16 protein-coding genes and 5 pseudogenes are annotated in these 20172 nt (G+C 63.5%); 7 read left to right on the top strand and 14 right to left on the bottom strand.

The window, feature by feature from the left end:
- Window positions 1-92: 92 nt before the first annotated feature.
- Complete coding sequence (gene pncB / locus AC0L7P_RS02000; protein ID WP_473434255.1) at window positions 93-1385, top strand: nicotinate phosphoribosyltransferase; 1293 nt, start codon at window positions 93-95, stop codon at window positions 1383-1385.
- On the opposite strand, the gene AC0L7P_RS01995 is transcribed toward pncB, so the two are convergent.
- From AC0L7P_RS01995 to arfB, 4 genes and pseudogenes are all read right to left on the bottom strand, one after another.
- Window positions 1382-2323: a phosphotransferase enzyme family protein gene (locus AC0L7P_RS01995; protein WP_473434254.1), complete on the bottom strand. Its 942-nt coding sequence runs from the start codon at window positions 2321-2323 to the stop codon at window positions 1382-1384. The genes pncB and AC0L7P_RS01995 overlap by 4 nt on opposite strands.
- Window positions 2320-2877 carry an aminotransferase class III-fold pyridoxal phosphate-dependent enzyme gene (locus AC0L7P_RS01990; RefSeq protein ID WP_473434253.1) on the bottom strand — a complete coding sequence of 186 codons (558 nt, stop codon included), beginning with the start codon at window positions 2875-2877 and terminating at the stop codon, window positions 2320-2322. The genes AC0L7P_RS01995 and AC0L7P_RS01990 overlap by 4 nt, the downstream gene beginning before the upstream one ends.
- Window positions 2874-3545, bottom strand: coding sequence for an aminotransferase class III-fold pyridoxal phosphate-dependent enzyme (locus AC0L7P_RS01985; protein WP_473434252.1), 672 nt, complete (start codon window positions 3543-3545; stop codon window positions 2874-2876). Before AC0L7P_RS01985 ends, AC0L7P_RS01990 begins: the two co-directional genes overlap by 4 nt.
- 31 nt (window positions 3546-3576) lie before the next feature.
- Window positions 3577-3997, bottom strand: a pseudogene (gene arfB, locus AC0L7P_RS01980) (alternative ribosome rescue aminoacyl-tRNA hydrolase ArfB).
- A 184-nt stretch (window positions 3998-4181) separates the two neighbouring features.
- On the opposite strand from arfB, the gene AC0L7P_RS01975 reads away from it, so the two are divergent.
- Complete coding sequence (locus AC0L7P_RS01975; RefSeq protein WP_473434251.1) at window positions 4182-4940, top strand: hydroxypyruvate isomerase family protein; 759 nt, start codon at window positions 4182-4184, stop codon at window positions 4938-4940.
- Here AC0L7P_RS01975 and dapA read toward each other — a convergent pair.
- The gene (gene dapA / locus AC0L7P_RS01970) at window positions 4932-5807 is read right to left on the bottom strand and encodes a 4-hydroxy-tetrahydrodipicolinate synthase (protein WP_473434250.1); all 876 of its coding nucleotides are present in this window, start codon (window positions 5805-5807) and stop codon (window positions 4932-4934) included. The genes AC0L7P_RS01975 and dapA overlap by 9 nt on opposite strands.
- A gap of 124 nt (window positions 5808-5931) precedes the next feature.
- Here dapA and AC0L7P_RS01965 point away from each other — a divergent pair, with 124 nt between their 5' ends.
- Window positions 5932-7911 carry a lytic transglycosylase domain-containing protein gene (locus AC0L7P_RS01965; RefSeq protein ID WP_473434249.1) on the top strand — a complete coding sequence of 660 codons (1980 nt, stop codon included), beginning with the start codon at window positions 5932-5934 and terminating at the stop codon, window positions 7909-7911.
- Between the two features lie 3 nt (window positions 7912-7914).
- Here AC0L7P_RS01965 and lpxK read toward each other — a convergent pair.
- The 7 genes and pseudogenes from lpxK to AC0L7P_RS01930 form a co-directional block, all read right to left on the bottom strand.
- Window positions 7915-8906, bottom strand: a pseudogene (gene lpxK / locus AC0L7P_RS01960) (tetraacyldisaccharide 4'-kinase).
- Entirely contained in the window at window positions 8906-9688 is a 783-nt protein-coding gene (locus AC0L7P_RS01955) for a 3-deoxy-D-manno-octulosonic acid transferase (protein WP_473434248.1), read from the bottom strand. The pseudogene lpxK and the gene AC0L7P_RS01955 overlap by 1 nt, the downstream one beginning before the upstream one ends.
- Entirely contained in the window at window positions 9685-10158 is a 474-nt protein-coding gene (locus tag AC0L7P_RS01950; protein WP_473434247.1) for a glycosyltransferase N-terminal domain-containing protein, read from the bottom strand. Before AC0L7P_RS01950 ends, AC0L7P_RS01955 begins: the two co-directional genes overlap by 4 nt.
- Window positions 10159-10161: 3 nt before the next feature.
- Entirely contained in the window at window positions 10162-10407 is a 246-nt protein-coding gene (locus AC0L7P_RS01945; RefSeq protein WP_473434246.1) for a DUF4170 domain-containing protein, read from the bottom strand.
- Window positions 10408-10500: 93 nt separating this feature from the next.
- Window positions 10501-11276, bottom strand: a pseudogene (locus AC0L7P_RS01940) (3'(2'),5'-bisphosphate nucleotidase CysQ).
- A complete protein-coding gene (locus AC0L7P_RS01935; RefSeq protein ID WP_473434245.1) occupies window positions 11269-12615 on the bottom strand; it encodes a TldD/PmbA family protein in 1347 nt (448 codons plus the stop codon). Before AC0L7P_RS01935 ends, AC0L7P_RS01940 begins: the two are co-directional and overlap by 8 nt.
- Before the next feature lie 114 nt (window positions 12616-12729).
- Window positions 12730-14235 carry a DUF2125 domain-containing protein gene (locus tag AC0L7P_RS01930; protein ID WP_473434244.1) on the bottom strand — a complete coding sequence of 502 codons (1506 nt, stop codon included), beginning with the start codon at window positions 14233-14235 and terminating at the stop codon, window positions 12730-12732.
- A 163-nt stretch (window positions 14236-14398) separates the two neighbouring features.
- Here AC0L7P_RS01930 and AC0L7P_RS01925 point away from each other — a divergent pair, with 163 nt between their 5' ends.
- From AC0L7P_RS01925 to serA, 4 genes and pseudogenes are all read left to right on the top strand, one after another.
- Window positions 14399-15154 carry an SDR family oxidoreductase gene (locus AC0L7P_RS01925; protein WP_473435525.1) on the top strand — a complete coding sequence of 252 codons (756 nt, stop codon included), beginning with the start codon at window positions 14399-14401 and terminating at the stop codon, window positions 15152-15154.
- Entirely contained in the window at window positions 15151-15750 is a 600-nt protein-coding gene (locus tag AC0L7P_RS01920) for an enoyl-CoA hydratase/isomerase family protein (protein WP_473434243.1), read from the top strand. The genes AC0L7P_RS01925 and AC0L7P_RS01920 overlap by 4 nt, the downstream gene beginning before the upstream one ends.
- 164 nt (window positions 15751-15914) lie before the next feature.
- Window positions 15915-17053 (top strand): annotated as a pseudogene (locus AC0L7P_RS01915) (phosphoserine transaminase).
- A 41-nt stretch (window positions 17054-17094) separates the two neighbouring features.
- Complete coding sequence (gene serA / locus AC0L7P_RS01910) at window positions 17095-18687, top strand: phosphoglycerate dehydrogenase (protein ID WP_473434242.1); 1593 nt, start codon at window positions 17095-17097, stop codon at window positions 18685-18687.
- 116 nt (window positions 18688-18803) lie between these two features.
- Here the strand turns inward: serA and AC0L7P_RS01905 are convergent.
- Window positions 18804-19789 (bottom strand): annotated as a pseudogene (locus tag AC0L7P_RS01905) (DNA polymerase III subunit delta).
- Complete coding sequence (gene lptE, locus AC0L7P_RS01900; RefSeq protein ID WP_473434241.1) at window positions 19786-20151, bottom strand: LPS assembly lipoprotein LptE; 366 nt, start codon at window positions 20149-20151, stop codon at window positions 19786-19788. The pseudogene AC0L7P_RS01905 and the gene lptE overlap by 4 nt, the downstream one beginning before the upstream one ends.
- Window positions 20152-20172: the final 21 nt, after the last annotated feature.

The raw sequence follows: 20172 nt of genomic DNA, 5'->3' as shown, positions 1-20172 counted from the left end.
AACGAACTCTGCATGGAATATGCGCACCCCAGAGGTACTTGCCCACCTCTTGCGAGTGGGTCACAAAGGGGGTGATGCCAAAGGAAAAGCTTATGGTCGATATCGCTACCCGTGTCTGGAACCACAAATGGAAGATCGATCCGATTGTCCGGTCGCTGATTGATACCGATTTTTACAAGTTGTTGATGTGTCAATCCGTGTTTCGCAACAAACCCGACACGCAGGTCCGGTTCAGCCTGATCAACCGAACGACATCAATCCGCCTCGCCGATCTGATCGACGAGGGCGAATTGCGCGAACAGCTTGACCATATCCGCTCGCTTTCGCTGTCGCGGGGCGAAAGCACGTGGATGCGGGGCAACACGTTTTACGGCAAGCGACAGATGTTCACCCCCGAATTCATGGATTGGTTCGAGGCTTTGCGCCTGCCGCCCTATCATCTGGAAAAACGCGACGGACAGTATGAACTGACGTTCGAGGGCAAATGGCCCGAAGTCATGCTGTGGGAAATCCCGGCCCTGGCAGTGTTGATGGAACTGCGCGGGCGCGCCGTATTGCATGATATGGGGCGGTTTGAACTTCAGGTGCTGTATGCCCGGGCGATGACGAAACTGTGGGAAAAGGCCGAGGCCCTGCGCGATGTGCCCGATCTGGGGCTGGCCGATTTTGGCACCCGGCGGCGGCATTCGTTCCTGTGGCAGGATTGGTGCGTGCAGGCGATGCAGGAAGGGCTGGGCGACAAATTTGTCGGCACCAGCAATTGCCTGATTGCCAAGGAACGCGAACTTGCCGCCATCGGCACCAATGCCCACGAATTGCCCATGGTCTATGCGGCATTGGCCGATGATGACGCCGCGTTGCGCCAGGCCCCATACGACGTTCTGGCCGACTGGCACGAGGAACACGACGGCAACCTGCGGATCATCCTGCCCGATACCTATGGCACCCCTGGTTTTCTTGAACATGCGCCTGACTGGCTGGCGGGGTGGACAGGCATCCGCATTGATTCAGGTGATCCGGCCACGGGGGCGGAAACCGCGATCAACTGGTGGAAATCCCGCGGCGAAGACCCGCGCGAAAAGCTGGTGATTTTCTCAGACGGGCTGGACGTGGACAAGATCATTCAGTTGCAGAGCCAGTTTCACGGGCGGGTGCGGGTGTCGTTCGGGTGGGGCACCTTGCTGACCAATGATTTTCGCGGGCTTGTGCCGGGCGATGCGCTGGCGCCATTTTCACTGGTGTGCAAGGCGGTCAGCGCCAATGGGCGCCCGACGGTGAAATTGTCCGACAACCCCAACAAGGCGATGGGCCCGGAATCGGAAATCGCCCGGTACAAGCGGGTGTTCGGCGTTGGCGCACAAAAGGCCGAGGCGGTGGTCGTCTAGGCCGCCCGGGCCACCCACCCCCGCGCGAGTTGCAGGGCACGCTGCGCATAGATGCGCTGTTGCGGCGCGTCGGGCGGCAGGCGCGGAATGACCCAGCCAGCCGAGGCAAGGGCGCGCAACAGGGTGAACAACGCCATATCGTCGTGGCCCCTGCCATAGCCATCGCACAATGCGGCAGACAGATCGTTGAAATGCGGACAGTCGATATGCTGCACAAGGGCCGTGCCGAGATCATAAAGGTAAAAGCCAAAGCCGCCATCATCGAAATCAATGATGCTGAGGGCGTCGGCGGTGCCGAGGATATTTTCCTGTAACAGGTCGGCGTGGATCAGGCCGGTGCTGTATTGCCCGTCGCACAGGGCGGTATGGGCGGTTTTGCGCGCCCTTTGCAAAAGATCGCTTTCGGCGCTGCTCAGCGACGGGTTGTTCCAGAATGGTCCCCAGTGGGGCGTGTCCCCCAGCAGGGCTTCGGTGTTCCAGTCAGGACGCTCAAAACCGGCAGGCCGTTTGATGGCATCCGACAGGCGGTGCATCTGTGCAATGCGTTGACCAAGAGCGTGATAGAGGAGGCAGTGCTGTTCCGGCGTGCCATCAAAAGGTTGCCCCATGGCGCCGATGGCCAGGGCGTCGATCCAACTGACCAAAGATGCACGGGGGCCAAAGGCGGGCTGTGCCATCAAGGCACCCTCGGCGGTGCGGATCGGCGCGGGGCAGGGAAACTCCTGCGCGGCAATTTGTTCGGTCCATACCAGTTCGGATTCTATGGCGGCATCCGTCTGATACCCGGCCCGGTGCAGGCGCAGGGCGGCGCGGGTGCCGTCACCCAACGTCACCTCGAACACAGCATTTTCGCGGTTGGAAATCAGGCGCGTGACACTGCCATCACCCCAAAGGCGCAGGGCGGATTTGGCCAGCGCGATGGCGTCGTCATCTGTCATGGGTGGTTAGAACCTCGGCAAGGGTAGCGACAGCAAGGTCGATCTGTTCGGCGGTGATCGGCAGGGGGGCGCATTTTCAGAATGTTCATGTGCCGCCCGATCCGCCCGATCAACACGCCCCGGTCCTTCATGTCCTCGACAATCCGTGCCGCCAGATCGCTGGCCGGTTTGCCGTTTTCCTCAAGCACCGCGCCAAAGAACAACCCGTTGCCGCGAATTTCGGTGATGGCGGGGTGGGTCAGGGTTTCCATGTGGCTGCGGGCATGGCGGCCCATGGCGGCGGCATGGGCGACAAGGCCGTCCTGTTCGATCACATCCAGCGTGGCGTTGACGGCGGCGGCGGAAACCGGGTTGCCGCCAAAGGTGTTGAAATAGCCAAAAGCGGTGCGAAACGCCTTCATCACCGGTTCGCTGGCCACGGTGGCGGCCACCGGATGCCCGTTGCCCATGGGTTTGCCCAATGTCACCACATCGGGCGCAATGCCCAGCCAGTCATGCCCCCACCATTGCCCGCAACGGCCAAACCCCGGCTGCACCTCGTCACACAGGATCAACCCCCTGCCTCGCGGATCGCGGCGACGGTGGGGTCAAGAAACCCGGGGGCGATGTTGGGCAGCCCTTCGTTGGCAAACACCGGACACAGCATCATGCCGGAAAACCCGAACCCGGCGGTTTGCAGTTCGGCAATCGCGCTGCGCACATGGGCGGCGAATTCTTCGGGGGTGGTGGCGGATTCGGGGGCTGGCACCAGCCGCACATGGGGCGGATAGCCACCAATGGGCGGGCGGCGGGTGGAAAGCTGCGCCGTGGCGGTGGTGTTGCCGTGATAGGTGTTGTCAGTGGCGATCACGCCCGTTGCCCCGGTCGCCGCCTGTGCCATGCGCAGGGCAATATCATTCGCCTCGGACCCGGTGCAAACCATGATGCCCTGACTCAGGCCATGGGACAGGGTGGCAGTGATCCGGTCAAGCGCGTCAAGAAGGCCGGTGTGCAGATACCGGGTGTGGGTGTTCAGGGTGCCCGCCTGCCGTGCGATCGCCGCAACCACATGGGGGTGGCAATGGCCCACATGCGGGACGTTGTTATAGCAATCGAGATAGCGTTTGCCATCTGCATCCCACAGCCAGACACCTTCGCCCCGCACCAGATGCACGGGGCGGTCATAAAAGGTGGGCACATTGGGGCCAAGGCGCGCCGCGCGGCGGCTAAGAAGATCGGTCATGGGGCTGTGATTACTCCAACATGCGGTAAGGTCAATCGTCGGGTGAAACGCTGCCGCGCATGGCCTTGATATCGCCGCGCAGCTTCTTGGCCTTCAATCGGCGTTTTTTGACCCAAGGGTCGGGCGCGTGGCGATGCGGCGTTTCGGGGCCTTGGTGGCGGCATTTATCAGCTCGGTCAGCCGGTCGCGGGCGATGTCGCGGTTGCGCGCCTGACTGCGAGTCTCATCGACGAAAAGAACGACTGCGCCATCCTTGGTCCAGCGGCGGCCGGCAAGACGGCGCAGGCGGGTTTTCACCGGCGCGGGCAGGTTGGGCGAACGTTCGGCCTCGAACCGCAGTTCAACGGCGGTTGATACCTTGTTGACGTTCTGCCCCCCGGCCCCGAGGCGCGGGTGAACTGCTCGCTCAGCTCCCATTCCTCGATCGATATGGTGTCGGTGATCCGCAACATCGGCCTAGCGGAACCTGTGGTTTGCGGTGGGATCGGGCAGTGCCACGGTGGATGGTCCTTTGGCTGTGGGCGTGGCGCGATCATGGGGTGGACCGGGGGTGAGGTGCAAGGTAGTTCTGGGCGATCATCGGTGAATGCCCATGTGCGGCAACCCGAGGGGGAACCGACAGAAAGACCGCCACCCATGCCACGCTTTTCCGCCAATCTGGGGTTTCTCTGGGCCGATCTTGCGCTGCCCGATGCAATTCGCGCGGCCCACCGCGCCGGGTTTGATGCGGTGGAATGTCATTGGCCCTATGCCACCCCCGCCGCCGAGGTGAACGCCGCACTGGCCGAAACCGGTCTGCCAATGCTGGGCCTGAACACGCGGCCCGGTGCGCCGGGCGAAAACGGCCTGTGCGCCCTGCCGGGGCGTGTGGATGAGGCGCGCGATGCCATTGATCAGGCGGTGGAATATGCCGTTGCCATCAAGGCGGGCAATGTTCACGTGCAGGCCGGGTTTGCCCAAGGTGCCACGGCCCACGCGGTGTTCGTGAAAAACCTGCGCTATGCCTGCGCCCGTGCCGCGCCCCATGGGATCACGATCCTGATTGAGCCGCTGAATGCCTGTGATGCGCCGGGATATTTCCTGAACCACACCGATCAGGCGGTTGCGGTTATCGACGAGGTGGGCGCCGACAACCTGCGCCTGATGTTCGATTGTTATCATGTGCAGTTAAGCGAGGGCGATCTGTCGCGCCGGATCGAGCGGTTGTTGCCGCTGATTGGCCATGTTCAGTTTGCGGCAGTCCCGGATCGTGGCCCGCCCGATCAGGGTGAGGTGGCCTATGGCCACCTCTTTGCGCTGCTTGACCGGCTGGGATGGGATGCGCCGCTGGGGGCCGAATACCGGCCCGGCGACGACACCGATGCGACGCTGGGCTGGCTGAGACGCCTAGGTTAGCAATCCGGCATGTTTCATGGCATCGCGGATTGCCGTCTTGCTGGCATCGCTCAGCCCGACAAGGGGCAGGCGCACCTCATCGGAACACAGATCCAGCAGCGACATGGCATATTTCACGCTGACCAGGCCCGGTTCAAGAAACAGGGCGATGTGCAGGGGCATAAGCCGATCCTGATATTCCAGCGCCTTGGCATAATCCCCGGCCAGGGTGGCCAGTTGGAATTCGGAACACAGCCGGGGCGCCACGTTTGCCGTCACGCTGATACAGCCAACACCGCCATGGGCGTTATACCCCAGCGCCGAGCCATCCTCGCCCGACATTTGCACGAAATCATGCCCGCAGGTGATCCGTTGGGCCGATACGCGGGTGATGTCGCCGGTGGCGTCCTTGACCCCGACAATGCGCGGCAGTTTTGCCAGTTCGCCCATGGTGGCGGGCGACATATCGACCACCGAACGGGGCGGAATGTTGTAGATCACGATGGGAATATCCGCCGAATCGTGCAGGGCGGTGAAATGGGCGATCATGCCGCCCTGGGTCGGCTTGTTGTAATAGGGCGTGACCACCAGCGCGGCATCCGCCCCGACCGAAGCGGCATGACGCACCAGACGTATGCCCTCAACCGTGTTGTTCGATCCGGCCCCGGCGATCACCGGCACCCGCCCGGCCGTATGGGCGACGACGACTTCCACCACCTGTTCGTGTTCCCGGTGGCTCAGGGTGGGGCTTTCGCCCGTGGTGCCGACGGGGACCAGCCCGTGCGTGCCTTCGGCGATATGCCAGTCGACCAGCTTTTTCAGCGTGTCCATATCCACTTGGCCGTCCTTGAACGGCGTGACCAGGGCGACATAGGATCCCTTGAACATGACACGCTTCCTTTGTTGTTTGGGCCAAACTGCCCCGATGATTGCGCGGCGGACCCTAGCGGCCCTTCGCGCGATTGCCAAGTTTGTGTATTGATGTGACAGGGCATAAGGCTAGGGTATAGGCATGAATTTTTTCAGATTTATTGCGCTTTGTGTTTGCCTTGCCGCCTGCGCCACCGGCGCGCTGGCCGAATCCACATCACCGCCGCCCCGCCGCCCCTTTGTTTCGCCGGTCAGTTACGGCATGTCACAGGCGCTGGCCGCGATCGAGATCGGCAGTTGGACCGACGCCGTTGCCGCCGCCGGGCGCGCGGGGCCAATTGCGCTGGACGTTGTGGAATGGCACCGGCTGCGCGCGGGGCGTGGCGATTTTGACGATGCGCTGGCGTTTCTGGCGCGCCATCCCGATTGGCCGGGGCTGCCCTATCTGAAACGCCAGACCGAAAAATCCCTGCCTCTCAGCGGGCGGGCGCCTGATGTGATTGCGTTTTTCGCCGATACACCGCCGGTGACCGGCAACGGTGTGGTGGCCCTTGTGGGGGCGTTTCGTGAAATCGGGGCCGATGGCGATGCCATGGCGCAGGCGGCACTGGCGTGGCTGGACAGGTCGATGACCGAAGAGGCCGAGGCGACCCTGCTTGCCCTTTACCCCGACGCGCTGAAACCCCTGCATCTGGCCCGGCTTGACCGGATGCTGTGGGAGGACGCCGAATCTGCCGCGCGCCGGGCGATGGTTCTGGTGGATGATCCCGGGCAGAGCGCGCTGGCCGAGGCGCGCCTGATGTTGCGCAATGGCCGCCCCGGCGCGGAAGAGGCGCTCAAGTTGGTGCCAGAGGCTTTGCAGGATGACCCCGGTCTGGCGTTCGAGCGGTTTCGCGTGGCCCATATCGCCAACCGCGACGATGAGGCAACGGACATCATCCTGCGTTACAGTGCCACGGCGGCGCAACTGGGCCAGCCGCAGGTCTGGGCGAAACGACGCCGCGCGCTGGCCCGCACCCTGATGCGGGCCGGGGATTACGAAAACGCCTATGCGGTGGCGTCCGCCCACCATCTGGAATCCGGGGCGGATTACGCGGATCTGGAATGGTTGTCGGGGTTCCTGTCTTTGCGGTTTCTGGATGATCCTGCCCGCGCCCTGACCCATTTTCAGAAATTTCGTCAGGCGGTGGATACGCCGATCAGCCTGGGTCGGGCCGGATATTGGGAAGGGCGCGCCCATGAGGCCTTGGGCGATGCCGAACCCGCCGCCAATGCCTATGCGTTCGGGGCCGAATATCAGACCAGCTTTTACGGATTATTGGCGGCCGAGCGGGGCGGTTTGCCCATGGATCCGGCCCTGACGGGCAGCGAGATATACCCCGATCTGGCCAGTTCCGGCTTTGCCCGTTCTAACGTTCTTGAGGCGGCGTTGCTGTTACAGGCGGCGGGGGCGCGCGATCTGGCGGAACGGTTCCTTGTGCATCTGGCCGAAACCCTGAGCGGGCCGGAAATCGGCACCCTTGGCGATCTGGCGCTGGGGTTGGGCGAACCGCATCTGGCGCTGATGCTGGGCAAAGAGGCGGCACAGCATGGCGTGACCCTGCCGCGCCCCTATTACCCGGTGGTCGAACTGGGGTTGGAAAATATCCCGGTGCCGGTCGAACTGGCGCTGGCCATCGCCCGGCGGGAAAGTGAATTCAACGCCGGTGTGGCCAGCGGTGTTGGCGCGCGCGGATTGATGCAGCTTATGCCCGGCACCGCACAGGATATGGCGCGCAAGTTGGATATTCCCTATTCCCGCGACCGTTTGTTCACCGACCCGACCTATAACGCCACCCTTGGCACCGCTTATCTGGCGGAACTGGTTGAACGATTCGGCGCCAATGTGGTTCTGGTCTCGGCGGGGTATAATGCCGGGCCGGGGCGTCCCTTGCGCTGGATGGAAGACCGGGGCGATCCCCGCAGTGCTGACGTGGATGTCATTGATTGGATCGAACTGATCCCGTTTGACGAAACCCGCAATTATGTGATGCGGGTGGCTGAATCCCTGCCGGTCTATCGGGCGCGGATCACCGGCAAGGTGGCGCCAATCCACCTGAGCGATGAATTGAAGGCGCGCTGAGAATTACAGACCGACCCGGTTCAGGGCGGCGCGCAGGGGGTGGGATCATCCAGCGCAAGGCGCACCGGCAGGGTCAGCACCTTTGGCCGGAACGCAGCGGGCAGGCGCACGGCGTCTTTTTCCGTGGTGACCAGTTGCGCGCCGTGGCTCCGGGCCTCGCGTTCCAGCCGCAGCAGCAGGGTGGTGGACAGGGGTTGATGATCGTCCAGCGCCTGTTGGCCGATCACCTCGGCCCCCTCGGCGGCGAGCGTGGCAAAGAATTTTGCAGGCCGCCCGATGCCGGCAAAGGCCCAGACGCGCAGGCCCGCCCAATCCATCCCCATGCGCAGGGGGGCCAGATGGCCGGTGATCTGCGGCACCGTGATCTGCGTGCTCCAGATTTGGTTGAACCGCTCCTGCGCGCTGGCGTTACCGATCCGCAGCACCAGATCGGCCCGGCACAGACCGGTTGCAACGGGTTCGCGCAGCGGCCCCGCGGGGATGACCCGGCCATTGCCAAACCCCACGGCGGCATCGACGACGATCAGTGACAGATCCTTGAACACTCCGGGATTCTGAAACCCGTCGTCCAGCAAGATGACACTGGCCCCTGCATCCTGTGCGGTGCGGACACCGGCGGCGCGGTCACGCGCCACCCAGGTGGGCGCAAAGGCCGACAACAGCAGGGGTTCATCCCCCACGTCACGGGCGCGGTGACGTTGTTCATCCACCCGGGCCGGCCCCGCCAATGTGCCGCCATACCCGCGCGACACCACATGGGGGCTGTGGCCAGCGGCTGTCAGCAAATCAAGCAGGGCAATGACGGTGGGGGTCTTGCCGGTGCCGCCTGCGTTCAGGTTGCCGACACAGATCACCGGAACCCCGGCGCGCCATGGCTGACCTGTACGCAACCGGCGCGCTGTTGCCGCGCCATAGAGCGCCGCCAAGGGGGCCAGCGCGCGGGCCTGCCAGCCCGGCCTGTCGGGGCGGTTATGCCAGAACAGCGGCGGGCGCATCAAATGGGGTCTCCGTTCAGGGCGGCGTTCAGCAGGGCCATTGTGCGGTCCGAGGCTTCGGCGCCTGTGGTGACTTCGGTCCAGGCGGCGCTGGCCAGTTCGGCGGCCTGATCGGGGGCCAGAAGCCGTTCAACCATGTGCCCAAGGGCCGTGGGCGTTGCAACCTCGCATTGGGCGGCGGCGCGGCGCAGACGGGCATATGCCGCGCCGTGGCCATCGGTCCGGGGGCCATGCACCACGACCGAACCCAGCGCCGCCGCCTCGCCTGGGGCGCGTCCGGGGGCGGTGCCAAACAGGGTCTGACCCATGAAGGTGATCGGGGCAAGACGATACCAAAGTCCCAGCTCTCCAGTGGTATCAGCAAGATAGATTTGTGTTTCCTCGACAGGTTCTTCATCGGCGGACCGCAGGGCTGTGCGCCACCCTTCGGCCTCCAGCCGGGCACGCAGGGCGGGGCCGGTGTCGGGATCGGCGGGGACAAGGATCAGCAACAGGCGGTGGGCCAGACGGCTGGCGCGGCGGTGGGCCTCGGCGATGGCGGTGAATTCCGCCTCGGGGACATCAACGGCAAGCCACAGAGGCCGCGCCTCGAATGTCTCGTTCAGGTGGGCCCACTCATTGTCGTTGCACGACAGGGCCCCGGTCGACGCCTCAAGCCAGCCGCAGGATTCAACCTGATCCGTGCGGGCACCCAGAGAGACAAGCCGCGCCGCATCCCGTTGGCTTCCCGTGAGAATTTTCTGAAACCCGCTCAGCCCGGCGCGGGTCAGGGCGGCTTTCATACGCCGCGGGGGGATTCGACCAGGCGGGCGTCAATGCAAAACGCGGGGATTTTCCGGGTGCCGGTTTGGGACAAAAGATGGGGCAACCAGTCGGTGCCGGCCCAAAGGCAGGCGTCGGGACGCCAGTGATCGAGAAAGCGGTTCACCGCCTCGGCGGTATCGGTGGGAAGCGCCTGTTGAATCATGTCGGGGGCGGTGACGGGGGCCGGGGGCGTGGCGCTGGTGATCAGCACGTTCAGGGGGCCGCGTTCCTCGCGCAGACGCGACAACAGCAGCGTGACCGCGCTGGGATCAGAGCCCGCCGCGTGATGCACCCACAGCAGCTCACCCTCGGGGCGGGCGACAGCGGGTTGACCCAGACGCTGCATTGCATCGTCGATCTGCGCCGGATTTTCCGATTTTTCGTTATGGCGCAGTAGCTTACGCGCAGAGGCGCGGGCCTGAAAGCGGTGGCGCCACAGGCTGAACATGGATCAGTCGCCCAGTTCCTCGGTCGCCGAGGCGGCGATTTCTTCGTCGCGCAACCGGTGCAGATGGGCAATGAAATAGCGCATATGGGCATTGTCCACGGTACGTTGTGCGGCGGATTTCCACGCGTCGAACGCGGATTGATAGTCGGGAAAAATTCCGATGATGTCGAGGTTTGCGACATCCTTGAACACGTTTTTGGACGGATCGATCAGCTCGCCTCCGAACACCAGATGCAGACGTTGTGACATGGCATGGCCCTTGTGGTTGGTCGCGTTCCCCTTCGTATAGGGGCCGGAAAGGCCGTGCACAACACATGCACAGCCTGTGGAATGCTTTGGCAATCAGGCCAGACGGTGCAACAGTGGGGCGTGCAGGGCGCTGGCGGCGGCAAGGCATCCGTCGGTGCGCGCGCCGGGTGTGTTGAACAGCAGGGGCGCGCCGCTGCGGTCGGTGGCGATGCCGCCGGATTCGGCCAGAATCAGGGTGGCGGCGGCGATGTCCCATTCCCATGTCGGGCGCAAAACCACCATGGCGTCAAACCGGCCCTGCGCCACAAGGCAAAGCCGATAGGCAAGGGACGGGCGATAATGCCGGTTGGCGGGCGGGGGCCGCGCCAATGGGCCGGGTCCAGCACGGGTTTGGCCGCCAGCACCGTGGCGCTGTCGGGATCAGCGGCCGCCGAGGCGGTGATCGGCGCGCCGTTCAAGGTGGCGCCCTGCCCGGCGGTGGCGGCATAGAGCAGGTCCATGGCCGGCAGGAACACGGCGGCGGCGGTGATCTGACCGGCGGTGGCGATGGCGACGGACACGGCCCATGCAGATTGCCCCTCGATAAAGGCGCGGGTGCCGTCGATGGGATCAATGATGAAACAGCGCCGCGCCGACAGGCGGGTCGGATCATCTGGGGATTCCTCGGACAACCAGCCGTGATCGGGGCGGGCGGGGCGCAGCATGTCGTGCAGGTGGGTGTTGGCGGCAAGGTCGGCCTCGGTCACCGGGCCGGCCCCGCCGCCCTTGTCCCACGTCTGGGGATCATCACGCCAATGGGTCAGCGCGATGGCCCCCGCCCCGCGCGCGGCAGTGCAGAGAAGGGCCAGATCGTCGGAAATGTCAGGCACCGGCGAGGGTCAGGCCTTCGACCCGCAGGGAGGGCACGGCGCGCGACAGATGGCTGCGCGCGTCATTGGCGGCGGTCAGCGACAGCAGCATATCGCGCAAATTGCCCGCGATGGTGCATTCGTTCACCGGATAGGTGGGCACGCCGTTTTCGACCCACAGCCCCGAGGCGCCGCGTGAATAATCCCCGGTGTTGGGGTTGATCGTGCTGCCCATGAGCGAGGTCACCAACAGGCCGGTGCCCATTTCGGCCAACAGATCGGCGCGGCTTTGGTCGCCCTGAGTGAGGGTGAAGTTGCTGACCCCGGGCGACGGCGGCGCGCCGGTGCCACGGGTGGCGTTGGCGGTGCTGGCAAGGCCCAGTTTGCGCCCGGTGGCCAGATCGAGGGTCCAGCCCGTAAGGGTGCCGTCCTGCACGATGGCGCGCCGCGCCGTGGGCAGGCCTTCGCCGTCAAACGGGCGCGACCCCGAGGCGCGAGCGCGCAGGGGATCTTCGATCACGGACATGCCGGCGGGCAAAACCTGTGCGCCCATGGCATCGCGCAACCAAGAGGCGCCGCGCGCAATGGCGCTGCCGTTGATGGCGGCGATCAGATGGCCGATCAGTGATACCGCGATGCGTTCATCAAACAGCACCGGATAAGCGCCGGTTTTCGGCTGGCGTGGATTGGCGCGGGCCACGGTGCGTTCTGCCGCCAGCCGCCCGATGGTTTCGGGGCTGTCCATATCGGCGGCGTGAATGCGGAAATCGCCATAATAATCCCGCTCCATCCCCGCGCCGGTGCCGGTGATCGCAACGCAGGACAGGGCGTTTTCACTGCGTCCGTACCCGCCGGAAAATCCGTTGGAGGTGGCAAGGTGTATCTGGCGGCGGCCATATCCGGCGCTGGCTGATTGCACCTGCGCCACGCCACTGACGGCAAGGGCGGCTGCCTCGGCCCGGCGCGCGGCGTCTTCCAGCGCGGCAGGGTCGGGTTCGGGGGCGGGATCGGCCAGATCGAGCGCGGCCAGATCCCATGTTCGGGCCAGTTGATCGGGGTCGGCCAGGCCGATGGTGGGATCAACCGGCGCCTCGCGGGCCATGGCGACGGCGCGCTGGGCCATCTGTTCGAGGGTTTCGGGTTTGATGTCGCTGGCCGACACGCAGGATTGCCGCTGACCGATCATCACCCGCAACCCGATGTCGATGCCTTCGGAGCGTTCGGCATGTTCCAGCGCCCCGGCGCGCACGTCGATGCTGAGCGAGGTGCCGTCAACCGCAAGGGCATCGGCGCTGTCGGCCCCCGCCTTTTTGGCGGCGTGCAGCAGATCGGCGGTGAGGGTGGCAAGGCGATCGGACATGGGCGCGCGGCTCCTGTTTGGTGCCCCATGCAATTATGCCCCGCGCGGGCAAACTGCAACATGCAAGGGGGAAAGGCCGCCGCCCGGCTGGGGCGGCGGCGGTTGGCAAGGGGGTTATTTCAGGCGCTGACCGTTGGCCGAAATGCTGCCGTCGGGTTTGACTTCGATTTTGGAATCAAGCGTGTCGTCGCCCGAGGGGACGGCAAACAGGCCCATCATCATCTTGGCGCCCGAGGCCTGATCCTGCGGAATCAGACCCATTTTGACCAATTTATCGAGCAGGCCATTGCCCCCCACCAGTTTCAGATCAATCGCCCCATCGGGGGCGGGAAGGCCACCAAAGGTTTCGGTATCGGTGTTGTCAAAGGTGAACCCGCCCTTGCCGGTCAGTTCGGCCCCGGCAACCGCAACGCGCAGCCCGTTCAGGTTGAGGGTGTGCAATTCGCCCGGCGCGTCGGCCGATTCCAGCATCCCGGGATCGGTGAAATTGACCAGCATTTTGGCGGTGCCGGTCAGGTCAAGCATCACCGTGGCCGGATCGCGGGGCAAAACGCCCGCAGGATCGACCAGCGACCACAAGGCATCGCTGACCGTCAGGTTGGCCATGTTGAGCAGCAGGCCGAAATCCTTTGGATCATCGGTTGGGGTCAGGGGGCCGCTGAGGCCGAAGGCGAATTCATCCATGGCGGCGGTCAGTTCGGGAAAGGGAATCTGACTGCCCGACACCGTTATGTTCAACCCCTTGGAGCCACCAAGATATTCAACTGCCCCATCGGTGATCGATGCCTTGAGGTTGCCCGAATCGGTGGTTGATTTCAGGTTGAATGTGCCGGATTCCGGGTCTTTGCCGCTGATCGTGAACATTCCGCCGCCGTGGGTATAGGTGCTGTCATACCGTGCGCCGTCGGCAAGCATCCCGGCCGGATCGGCCATGGCAGACAGGCTGGAGGTGGTGCCGCTGGAGCTGAGCGCAAGATCGGAATATTCGGCACTGACCGTAAAGCTGTTGTCGGGCGTTTCATTGTCTTTCCCGGCGACATCAAGCGTAAGTGCCGCAGCATTGAACGTGCCGTCAAAGGTGGGGGTGTCGCCGGTGGTGAGCGCGTAATCGCCGCTCAGATTACTGAGGGCGAGCTTGATATCCATATCGACGGGTTCATCGTCGATCATCATTCCGTTGATGGTGGCGCTGATGCTGGGCCCTTCAAAGGCATAGCGCACGGTCGTTTCGTCACCCGAAGCGACGGTTTTCATTTCGGGCATGGACATCAGCATCGTCAGATCGACGCTTTCGCCCATTTCCGGGTCCATCTTGACGTGAAGGGGATATTCCGGCGAGGTGGTGATCAGCACCGTGCCGTCGCCCTGTTCCGCCAGCGTGATCTGGGCGAGGGTGCCGTTGACCGTTCCTTCGGGGGTTTTCATCTCGATCGCCACGTCGCTCAGCGAGAGCGTTCCGCCGTTCTGCGTTTGAGACCCGACGGTCATGGTCTGCCCTGCGGATTGCGCCGCTGCCTTCCAATTGTCCCACACCTGCGTTGCAGTAACATCGGCGGCGGCGGGAAGGGCAAGGCAAAGGGAAAAAGCTGTGGTGCCCAAAAGGCGGGAAATATGTTTCATCAGATATATCTTTCCTGTTCGAGATCGTTGGTAACGTGGTTCGGCGCGGCGCCGAGGTCAAGGTGGCATGACATTGGGTCGCGGCGGGTTGGCGCCGATTTCCTTTGGCTTTGACATCGGGGCGCTGCCGGGTTTCCCTGTCCGCGATAACAGGAGCGATACAATGGATATGACAGGCAAAACCGTTCTGATCACGGGTGCCAGCCGGGGGATTGGTGCCGCGGCCGCGCGGGAGTTCGCAAAGGCAGGTGCCAAAGTTGCCCTTGCCGCCCGCAGTGCCGAGGCGGTGGCGGATCTGGCGGGTGAACTGGGCCCCGACCGGGCGCTGGCCATCCCTTGCGATGTGTCGCGGTACTGGGAAGTGGCGGCGGCGGTCGATGCCTGTGTGCGCACTTTTGGCGGCCTGGACGTGATGATCAATAACGCCGGTGTGATTGACCCGATTTCCCATCTGGCCAATGCCGACCCCGAATCCTGGGGGCAGGCGATCGACATCAACCTCAAGGGGGTATTCCACGGCATGCGGGCCGCAATGCCGGTGATGATGAAGGCGGGGGGCGGCACCATTCTGACCATCAGTTCCGGCGCGGCCCATAACCCGACCGAGGCATGGTCGGCCTATAACGCCTCAAAGGCGGGGGCGGCGATGCTGACCCGTTGTGCGGACCTCGAGGCGCGCAACAAGGGCATTCGCGCCATCGGGCTGTCGCCCGGCACCGTGGCCACGCAGATGCAGCGCGAGATAAAGACAAGCGGTATCAACCCGGTAAGCCAGTTGGATTGGTCCGTTCACATCCCGGCGGATTGGCCCGCGAAATGCCTGTTGTGGATGTGCGGGCCGGGCGGTGACGATTATCTGGGCGGCGAAATTTCCCTGCGCGATGAGGATATCCGCCGTGCCGTGGGGTTGATCGATTGATCGACTGCCACCGTGATGGCGGCGTGGTGACCCTGACCCTGAACCGCCCGGACAAGGCAAATGCCCTGACCCCGGCGATGCTGGAAACCCTGATCGCGCAGGTGACGGAGCATGCCGACGCCCATGTGTTGGTTTTGACCGGTGCCGGAAAGGTGTTTTCCGCCGGGGCTGATCTTGCGGCGGCACGGGCCGGGCTGGCCACCTCACCCTTGTGGGAGCGATTGTCAGGCGCCATTGCCGGATTTCAGGGCCTGAGTATCGCGGCCCTGAACGGCACCATGGCGGGGGGCGCGTTTGGCATGGCGCTGGCCTGTGATCTGCGGCTGGCGGTGCCGGGGGCGCGGTTTTTCTATCCGGTGATGAAACTGGGGTTTTTACCGCAACCCTCTGACCCTGTGCGCCTGAAGGCACTGATCGGGCCTGCGCGCACCCGGCTTTTGCTGATGGGCGGGGTCCGGTTTTCGGCGGATCAGGCGTTGATGTTTGGGCTGATCGACGAGATTTGTGACGATCCGCTGACCCGGGCGTTGGAGCTGGCCAAAGATGCGGCAGGGGCCGACCCGGCCCATATTTCCGCGATCAAGGCGATGATCTGAGCGTGTTTCCCGAATTGGTGCCGTGTTTCCGATAGGCGCACTGCGAAATCGGGGTGGGCCGGATTGGTGCGATTTTGCGCTTGCCGGATCATTGGGTTGGGCGTATCTGCGGCGGTGGGACACGCCGCCCCAACGCGGCGCATTTATCTGTGAGGATACCATCAATGGCTTTTGATGCTCCGGCCACGCGGCCGGTCAATCCGCGTTTTTCGTCCGGCCCCTGTGCCAAACCCCCGTCTTTTCGCTGGAACGCCTGGCCGACGCCCCCTTGGGCCGGTCGCACCGCGCCGCTGTTGGCAAGGCCAAACTGCTGGCCGCCATCGAGGAAACCCGCGACATTCTGGGCGTGCCTGCCGATTACCGCATCGCGATTGTCCCCGCCTCGGACACTGGCGCGTTTGAAATGGCCATGTGGAACCTGCTGGGCGAACGGCCCGCGCAAATGGTCGCTTGGGAAAGTTTCGGATCGGGATGGGTGACGGATGTTGTCAAACAGCTAAAGATCGACGCGACGGTGCATGAGGCCGACTATGGCCAGATCGTGGATATGGCCACGCTGAATTATGACAATGATGTGTGTTTCACCTGGAACGGCACCACATCTGGTGTGCGCATGGCCAATGGCGATGCGATTGCACCAGATCGCAAGGGGCTGACCCTGTGTGATGCAACGTCCGCCGCCTTTGCCATGGATCTGCCTTGGGACAAGCTGGATGTGACGACGTTCTCCTGGCAAAAGGTGCTGGGCGGTGAGGCCGCCCATGGGATGCTGATCCTGTCACCGCGCGCCGTTGAACGGCTGGAAAATTACAGCCCCGCCTGGCCCTTGCCCAAGATTTTCCGCCTGACCAAGGGTGGCAAGCTGATTGAAGGTGTTTTCAAGGGCGAAACCATCAACACGCCGTCGATGCTCTGTGTCGAGGATTATCTTCAGGCGCTGGATTGGGCACGGTCGGTCGGCGGGCTTTCGGGGCTGATCGCCCGGGCCGATGCCAATGCCAAGGCGGTGGCCGATTTCGTTGCGGCGCAGGATTGGATTGATTTTCTGGCGGTTGATCCGGCGACGCGGTCAAACACATCGGTGTGCCTGAAATTCACCAATTCCGACATCGCCGATGGCGCCGCCTTTGCCAAGGCCGTGGCAAAGCGGTTGGAGGCCGAAGGCGTGGCGCTGGACATTGGCGGGTATCGAGATGCACCTCCGGGGTTGCGCATCTGGTGCGGCGGAACGGTGGAAACATCGGATGTTGCCGCCCTGATGCCATGGGTCGAATGGGCCTATCACGCCGAATTGGCCGCCTGATCCCTCTGATTAACCGAATTTTTACGTAAGGAGTGCCATAGATGGCCCCCAAGGTACTTGTGTCTGACAAACTGTCGGAAACCGCCGTGCAGATCTTTCGTGATCGCGGCATTGATGTGACGTTCGACCCGACAATCGGGAAGGATAAGGAAAAACTGCTGTCGGTGATCGGCGATTACGATGGGCTGGCCATCCGGTCGGCCACCAAGGTGACGGCGAAGATTCTGGACGCGGCGACCAACCTCAAGGTGATCGGGCGCGCCGGGATCGGTGTGGACAATGTTGAAATTCCGGCGGCGTCGAAAAAGGGCGTGATCGTGATGAACACGCCGTTCGGCAATTCGATCACCACCGCCGAACATGCGATTTCGCTGATGATGGCGGTGGCGCGCCAGATCCCCGAGGCGAATGCCAGCACCCATGCCGGAAAGTGGGAAAAATCGCGGTTCATGGGGGTCGAACTGACCGCCAAGACCCTGGGCGTGGTGGGCGCCGGGAATATCGGCTCCATCGTGATTGACCGGGCGCTGGGCCTGAAAATGAAGGTGATCGCCTATGATCCCTTCCTGTCGGAAGAACGCGCGGTGGAACTGGGCGTGCGCAAGGTTGAGCTGGATGAACTGCTGGCGAAATCCGATTTCATCACGTTCCATGTGCCGCTGACCGACAAGACCCGCAATATCCTGAGCGCCGAAGCGATTGCCAAGCTGAAACCCGGCGTGCGGATCGTGAACTGTGCGCGCGGCGGGTTGGTGGACGAGGCGGCACTGGCCGAAGCGTTGAAAGATGGCCGGGTGGCCGGGGCGGCGTTTGATGTATTCGCCGAAGAACCCGCAACGAATTCACCACTCTTTAACCTGCCCAATGTAGTTGTAACCCCGCACCTTGGCGCGGCCACCACGGAGGCACAGGAAAATGTGGCGTTGCAGGTGGCAGAACAGATGTCGGATTACCTGCTGAGTGGGGCCGTTACCAATGCGTTGAACATGCCATCGGTCACGGCGGAAGAAGCGGCCGTGATGGGGCCGTGGTTGAAACTGGCCGGGCATCTGGGCGCATTCGTGGGCCAGATGACGGACGAACCGATCAAGGCGGTGAATGTTCTGTACAACGGCAAGGCGGCCGAAATGAACACCGCCGCGCTGAACGCCACGGTCATGGCCGGGATCATGCAGGCGACGAACCCGGACGTGAACATGGTGTCGGCACCCGTGATCGCCAAGGAACGTGGCGTGGATATGACCACGACAACCCAGGACAAGACCGGCACATTTGACGGCTATATCAAGCTGACCGTGGTAACCGACACCCGCGAACGCAGCATTGCAGGCACGGTGTTTTCGGATGGCAAACCCCGGTTCATCCAGATCAAGGGCATCACCATCGACGCCGAAATCGGGGCGCATATGTTGTACACCACCAACGAGGATGTCCCGGGCATCATTGGCGCGCTGGGCCAGACTCTGGGCGAAAACGGCGTGAACATCGCCAACTTTACCCTGGGCCGGTCCGACAAGGGGAATGATGCCATCGCATTGCTCTATCTCGACGATCAGCCGCCCCAGCCGGTGCTGGACAAATTGCAGGCCACGGGCAAGTTTCGCGCGATCCGGCCCTTGCGGTTCGCGGTATAAAAAGACAGGTGCCGCACTGCCTTTGGGGGTGCGGCGGCCTCTTGATCTGGGTTGTTTTGCGAAAGCTGCGTGATCGCGCCTTTGCCCGGAAAACGTGCGGTTTCTGACGCTTCCGATCAGCGCTTTCCCATCATGGCAAGGCGAATCAATGTGCGTTCAATCACCGCCATTTGCGGCGCCTTGGCGGATGAGCGCAGGGCAAGATCGGTGTCGGTAAGCAGTTTCAGCGCCTGTTCCAGCCGGTTCACCCCCCAGGTGCGCGCCTGCCCCTGAAGGGCCTGACTGCGCGGGTGAAAGACGCGCGCCCCAACGGACAGGCTGTGCAGGGTGCGAAAGTGGCGCAGGGTGCCGATGCACAGGGTGACGGCGTTCACGCCCTGACTTTGCAGGCGCGACATCATCGGACCAATGCGCCCGGATTGGCCGGTGGCGACGATATCCATCATGTCGTCAAGCTGTGCCTCGGTTGACACCGGGGCACAGGCGGCGACATCGGCGGCGATGAGGGGCGTGGCATCGCCCCGTTTATAAAGCGCGATCTTTTGCAGGGTCTGGCGAAAATCGCCGGGGCCGATGGATTGGGCAAGGGTGGCAAGCGCGGTTTTCGCCCCCGGCTCGATCTGGTTCAATCCGGCATTGGCGAGTTCGCTGTCGATTTCCTGCGCCGTGGGCGGATTGTCATAGATCGCAATGGTCACGGCGCTGGGGTGTTTTTCGAACAATTTGCGCAGGGGGCTGGTTTTTTCAGATCGCCGGCAGTGACGATGATTGCCGCGTCACCATCGCGCCAGTCCTTGAGGGCCATGGTCAGCGGGTCGGCGGTGAAATGGTTGGCGTCTTCCACAAGGGCGACGCGGGGACCGGGGAAAAACCCCTGCGCCTTGATGGCGTCGATCAGCAGGGCGGGTTCGCCGCGAATGTCGCCTGCGGGCAGCCGGGTGAGGCGCATTTCGCTGTCACCCTTGGGGCCGATCAGGGCGGCAACTGCCTGTTGCCGCTTCAGAGCCACGCGCATGGCGTCGCCGCCATAAATCAACAGGCCGGGGCGGGCAGGATCGGGTTTGGCCAGATAGCTTTGGGCCTTGGGGCCGGTGAGGATCATTGGCGCCAGTCGGGGGCAGTGGCGATCAGGCGGCTGACCAATTGGTCAGCGAGAATCACCATCAGCCGTTCACGCGCATCCCGTTCTGCGGTGATGACGGACACGGTGTTGCCCGCGACAGAGCCACGGGTGTTGTCGAACACCGGCGCGGAATACCCGGTGAAATTGCGGGTCAGGCCATCGGCGACGATTTTGTCGCTGGCGATATGGCGCAGGGACCAGGTGAGTTCGCCGCGCACGCGGTAGCGGGTGGTTTCCTGATCCGGTGTGATGCCAAGGCCATCCTGCCCGATGGCGAGGCTGGCCGAGAGGCGGTAATCGGGGGCCGCGCCGGTGCCGAGGCGTTCTTCAAGGCGGCGCACGAGATAGTAGCCTTCTTCATC

It is taken from the genome of Oceaniglobus sp. K40-3 (assembly GCF_055808395.1).
Note: the sequence above shows the minus strand (reverse complement) of the source record. Positions and strands in the feature narration are given on the sequence as shown.

Excerpts from the sequence above, each read along its gene's own strand:
- pncB (WP_473434255.1), top strand. The coding sequence starts at position 93 with ATGGTCGATATCGCTACCCGTGTCTGGAACCACAAATGGAAGATCGAT.
- AC0L7P_RS01985 (WP_473434252.1), bottom strand. The coding sequence starts at position 3,545 with ATGACCGATCTTCTTAGCCGCCGCGCGGCGCGCCTTGGCCCCAATGTG.
- AC0L7P_RS01955 (WP_473434248.1), bottom strand. The coding sequence starts at position 9,688 with ATGAAAGCCGCCCTGACCCGCGCCGGGCTGAGCGGGTTTCAGAAAATT.
- AC0L7P_RS01945 (WP_473434246.1), bottom strand. The coding sequence starts at position 10,407 with ATGTCACAACGTCTGCATCTGGTGTTCGGAGGCGAGCTGATCGATCCG.
- AC0L7P_RS01935 (WP_473434245.1), bottom strand. The coding sequence starts at position 12,615 with ATGTCCGATCGCCTTGCCACCCTCACCGCCGATCTGCTGCACGCCGCC.
- AC0L7P_RS01995 (WP_473434254.1), bottom strand. The coding sequence starts at position 2,323 with ATGACAGATGACGACGCCATCGCGCTGGCCAAATCCGCCCTGCGCCTT.
- AC0L7P_RS01965 (WP_473434249.1), top strand. The coding sequence starts at position 5,932 with ATGAATTTTTTCAGATTTATTGCGCTTTGTGTTTGCCTTGCCGCCTGC.
- AC0L7P_RS01975 (WP_473434251.1), top strand. The coding sequence starts at position 4,182 with ATGCCACGCTTTTCCGCCAATCTGGGGTTTCTCTGGGCCGATCTTGCG.
- AC0L7P_RS01930 (WP_473434244.1), bottom strand. The coding sequence starts at position 14,235 with ATGAAACATATTTCCCGCCTTTTGGGCACCACAGCTTTTTCCCTTTGC.
- serA (WP_473434242.1), top strand. The coding sequence starts at position 17,095 with ATGGCCCCCAAGGTACTTGTGTCTGACAAACTGTCGGAAACCGCCGTG.
- dapA (WP_473434250.1), bottom strand. The coding sequence starts at position 5,807 with ATGTTCAAGGGATCCTATGTCGCCCTGGTCACGCCGTTCAAGGACGGC.
- AC0L7P_RS01950 (WP_473434247.1), bottom strand. The coding sequence starts at position 10,158 with ATGTTCAGCCTGTGGCGCCACCGCTTTCAGGCCCGCGCCTCTGCGCGT.
- AC0L7P_RS01925 (WP_473435525.1), top strand. The coding sequence starts at position 14,399 with ATGGATATGACAGGCAAAACCGTTCTGATCACGGGTGCCAGCCGGGGG.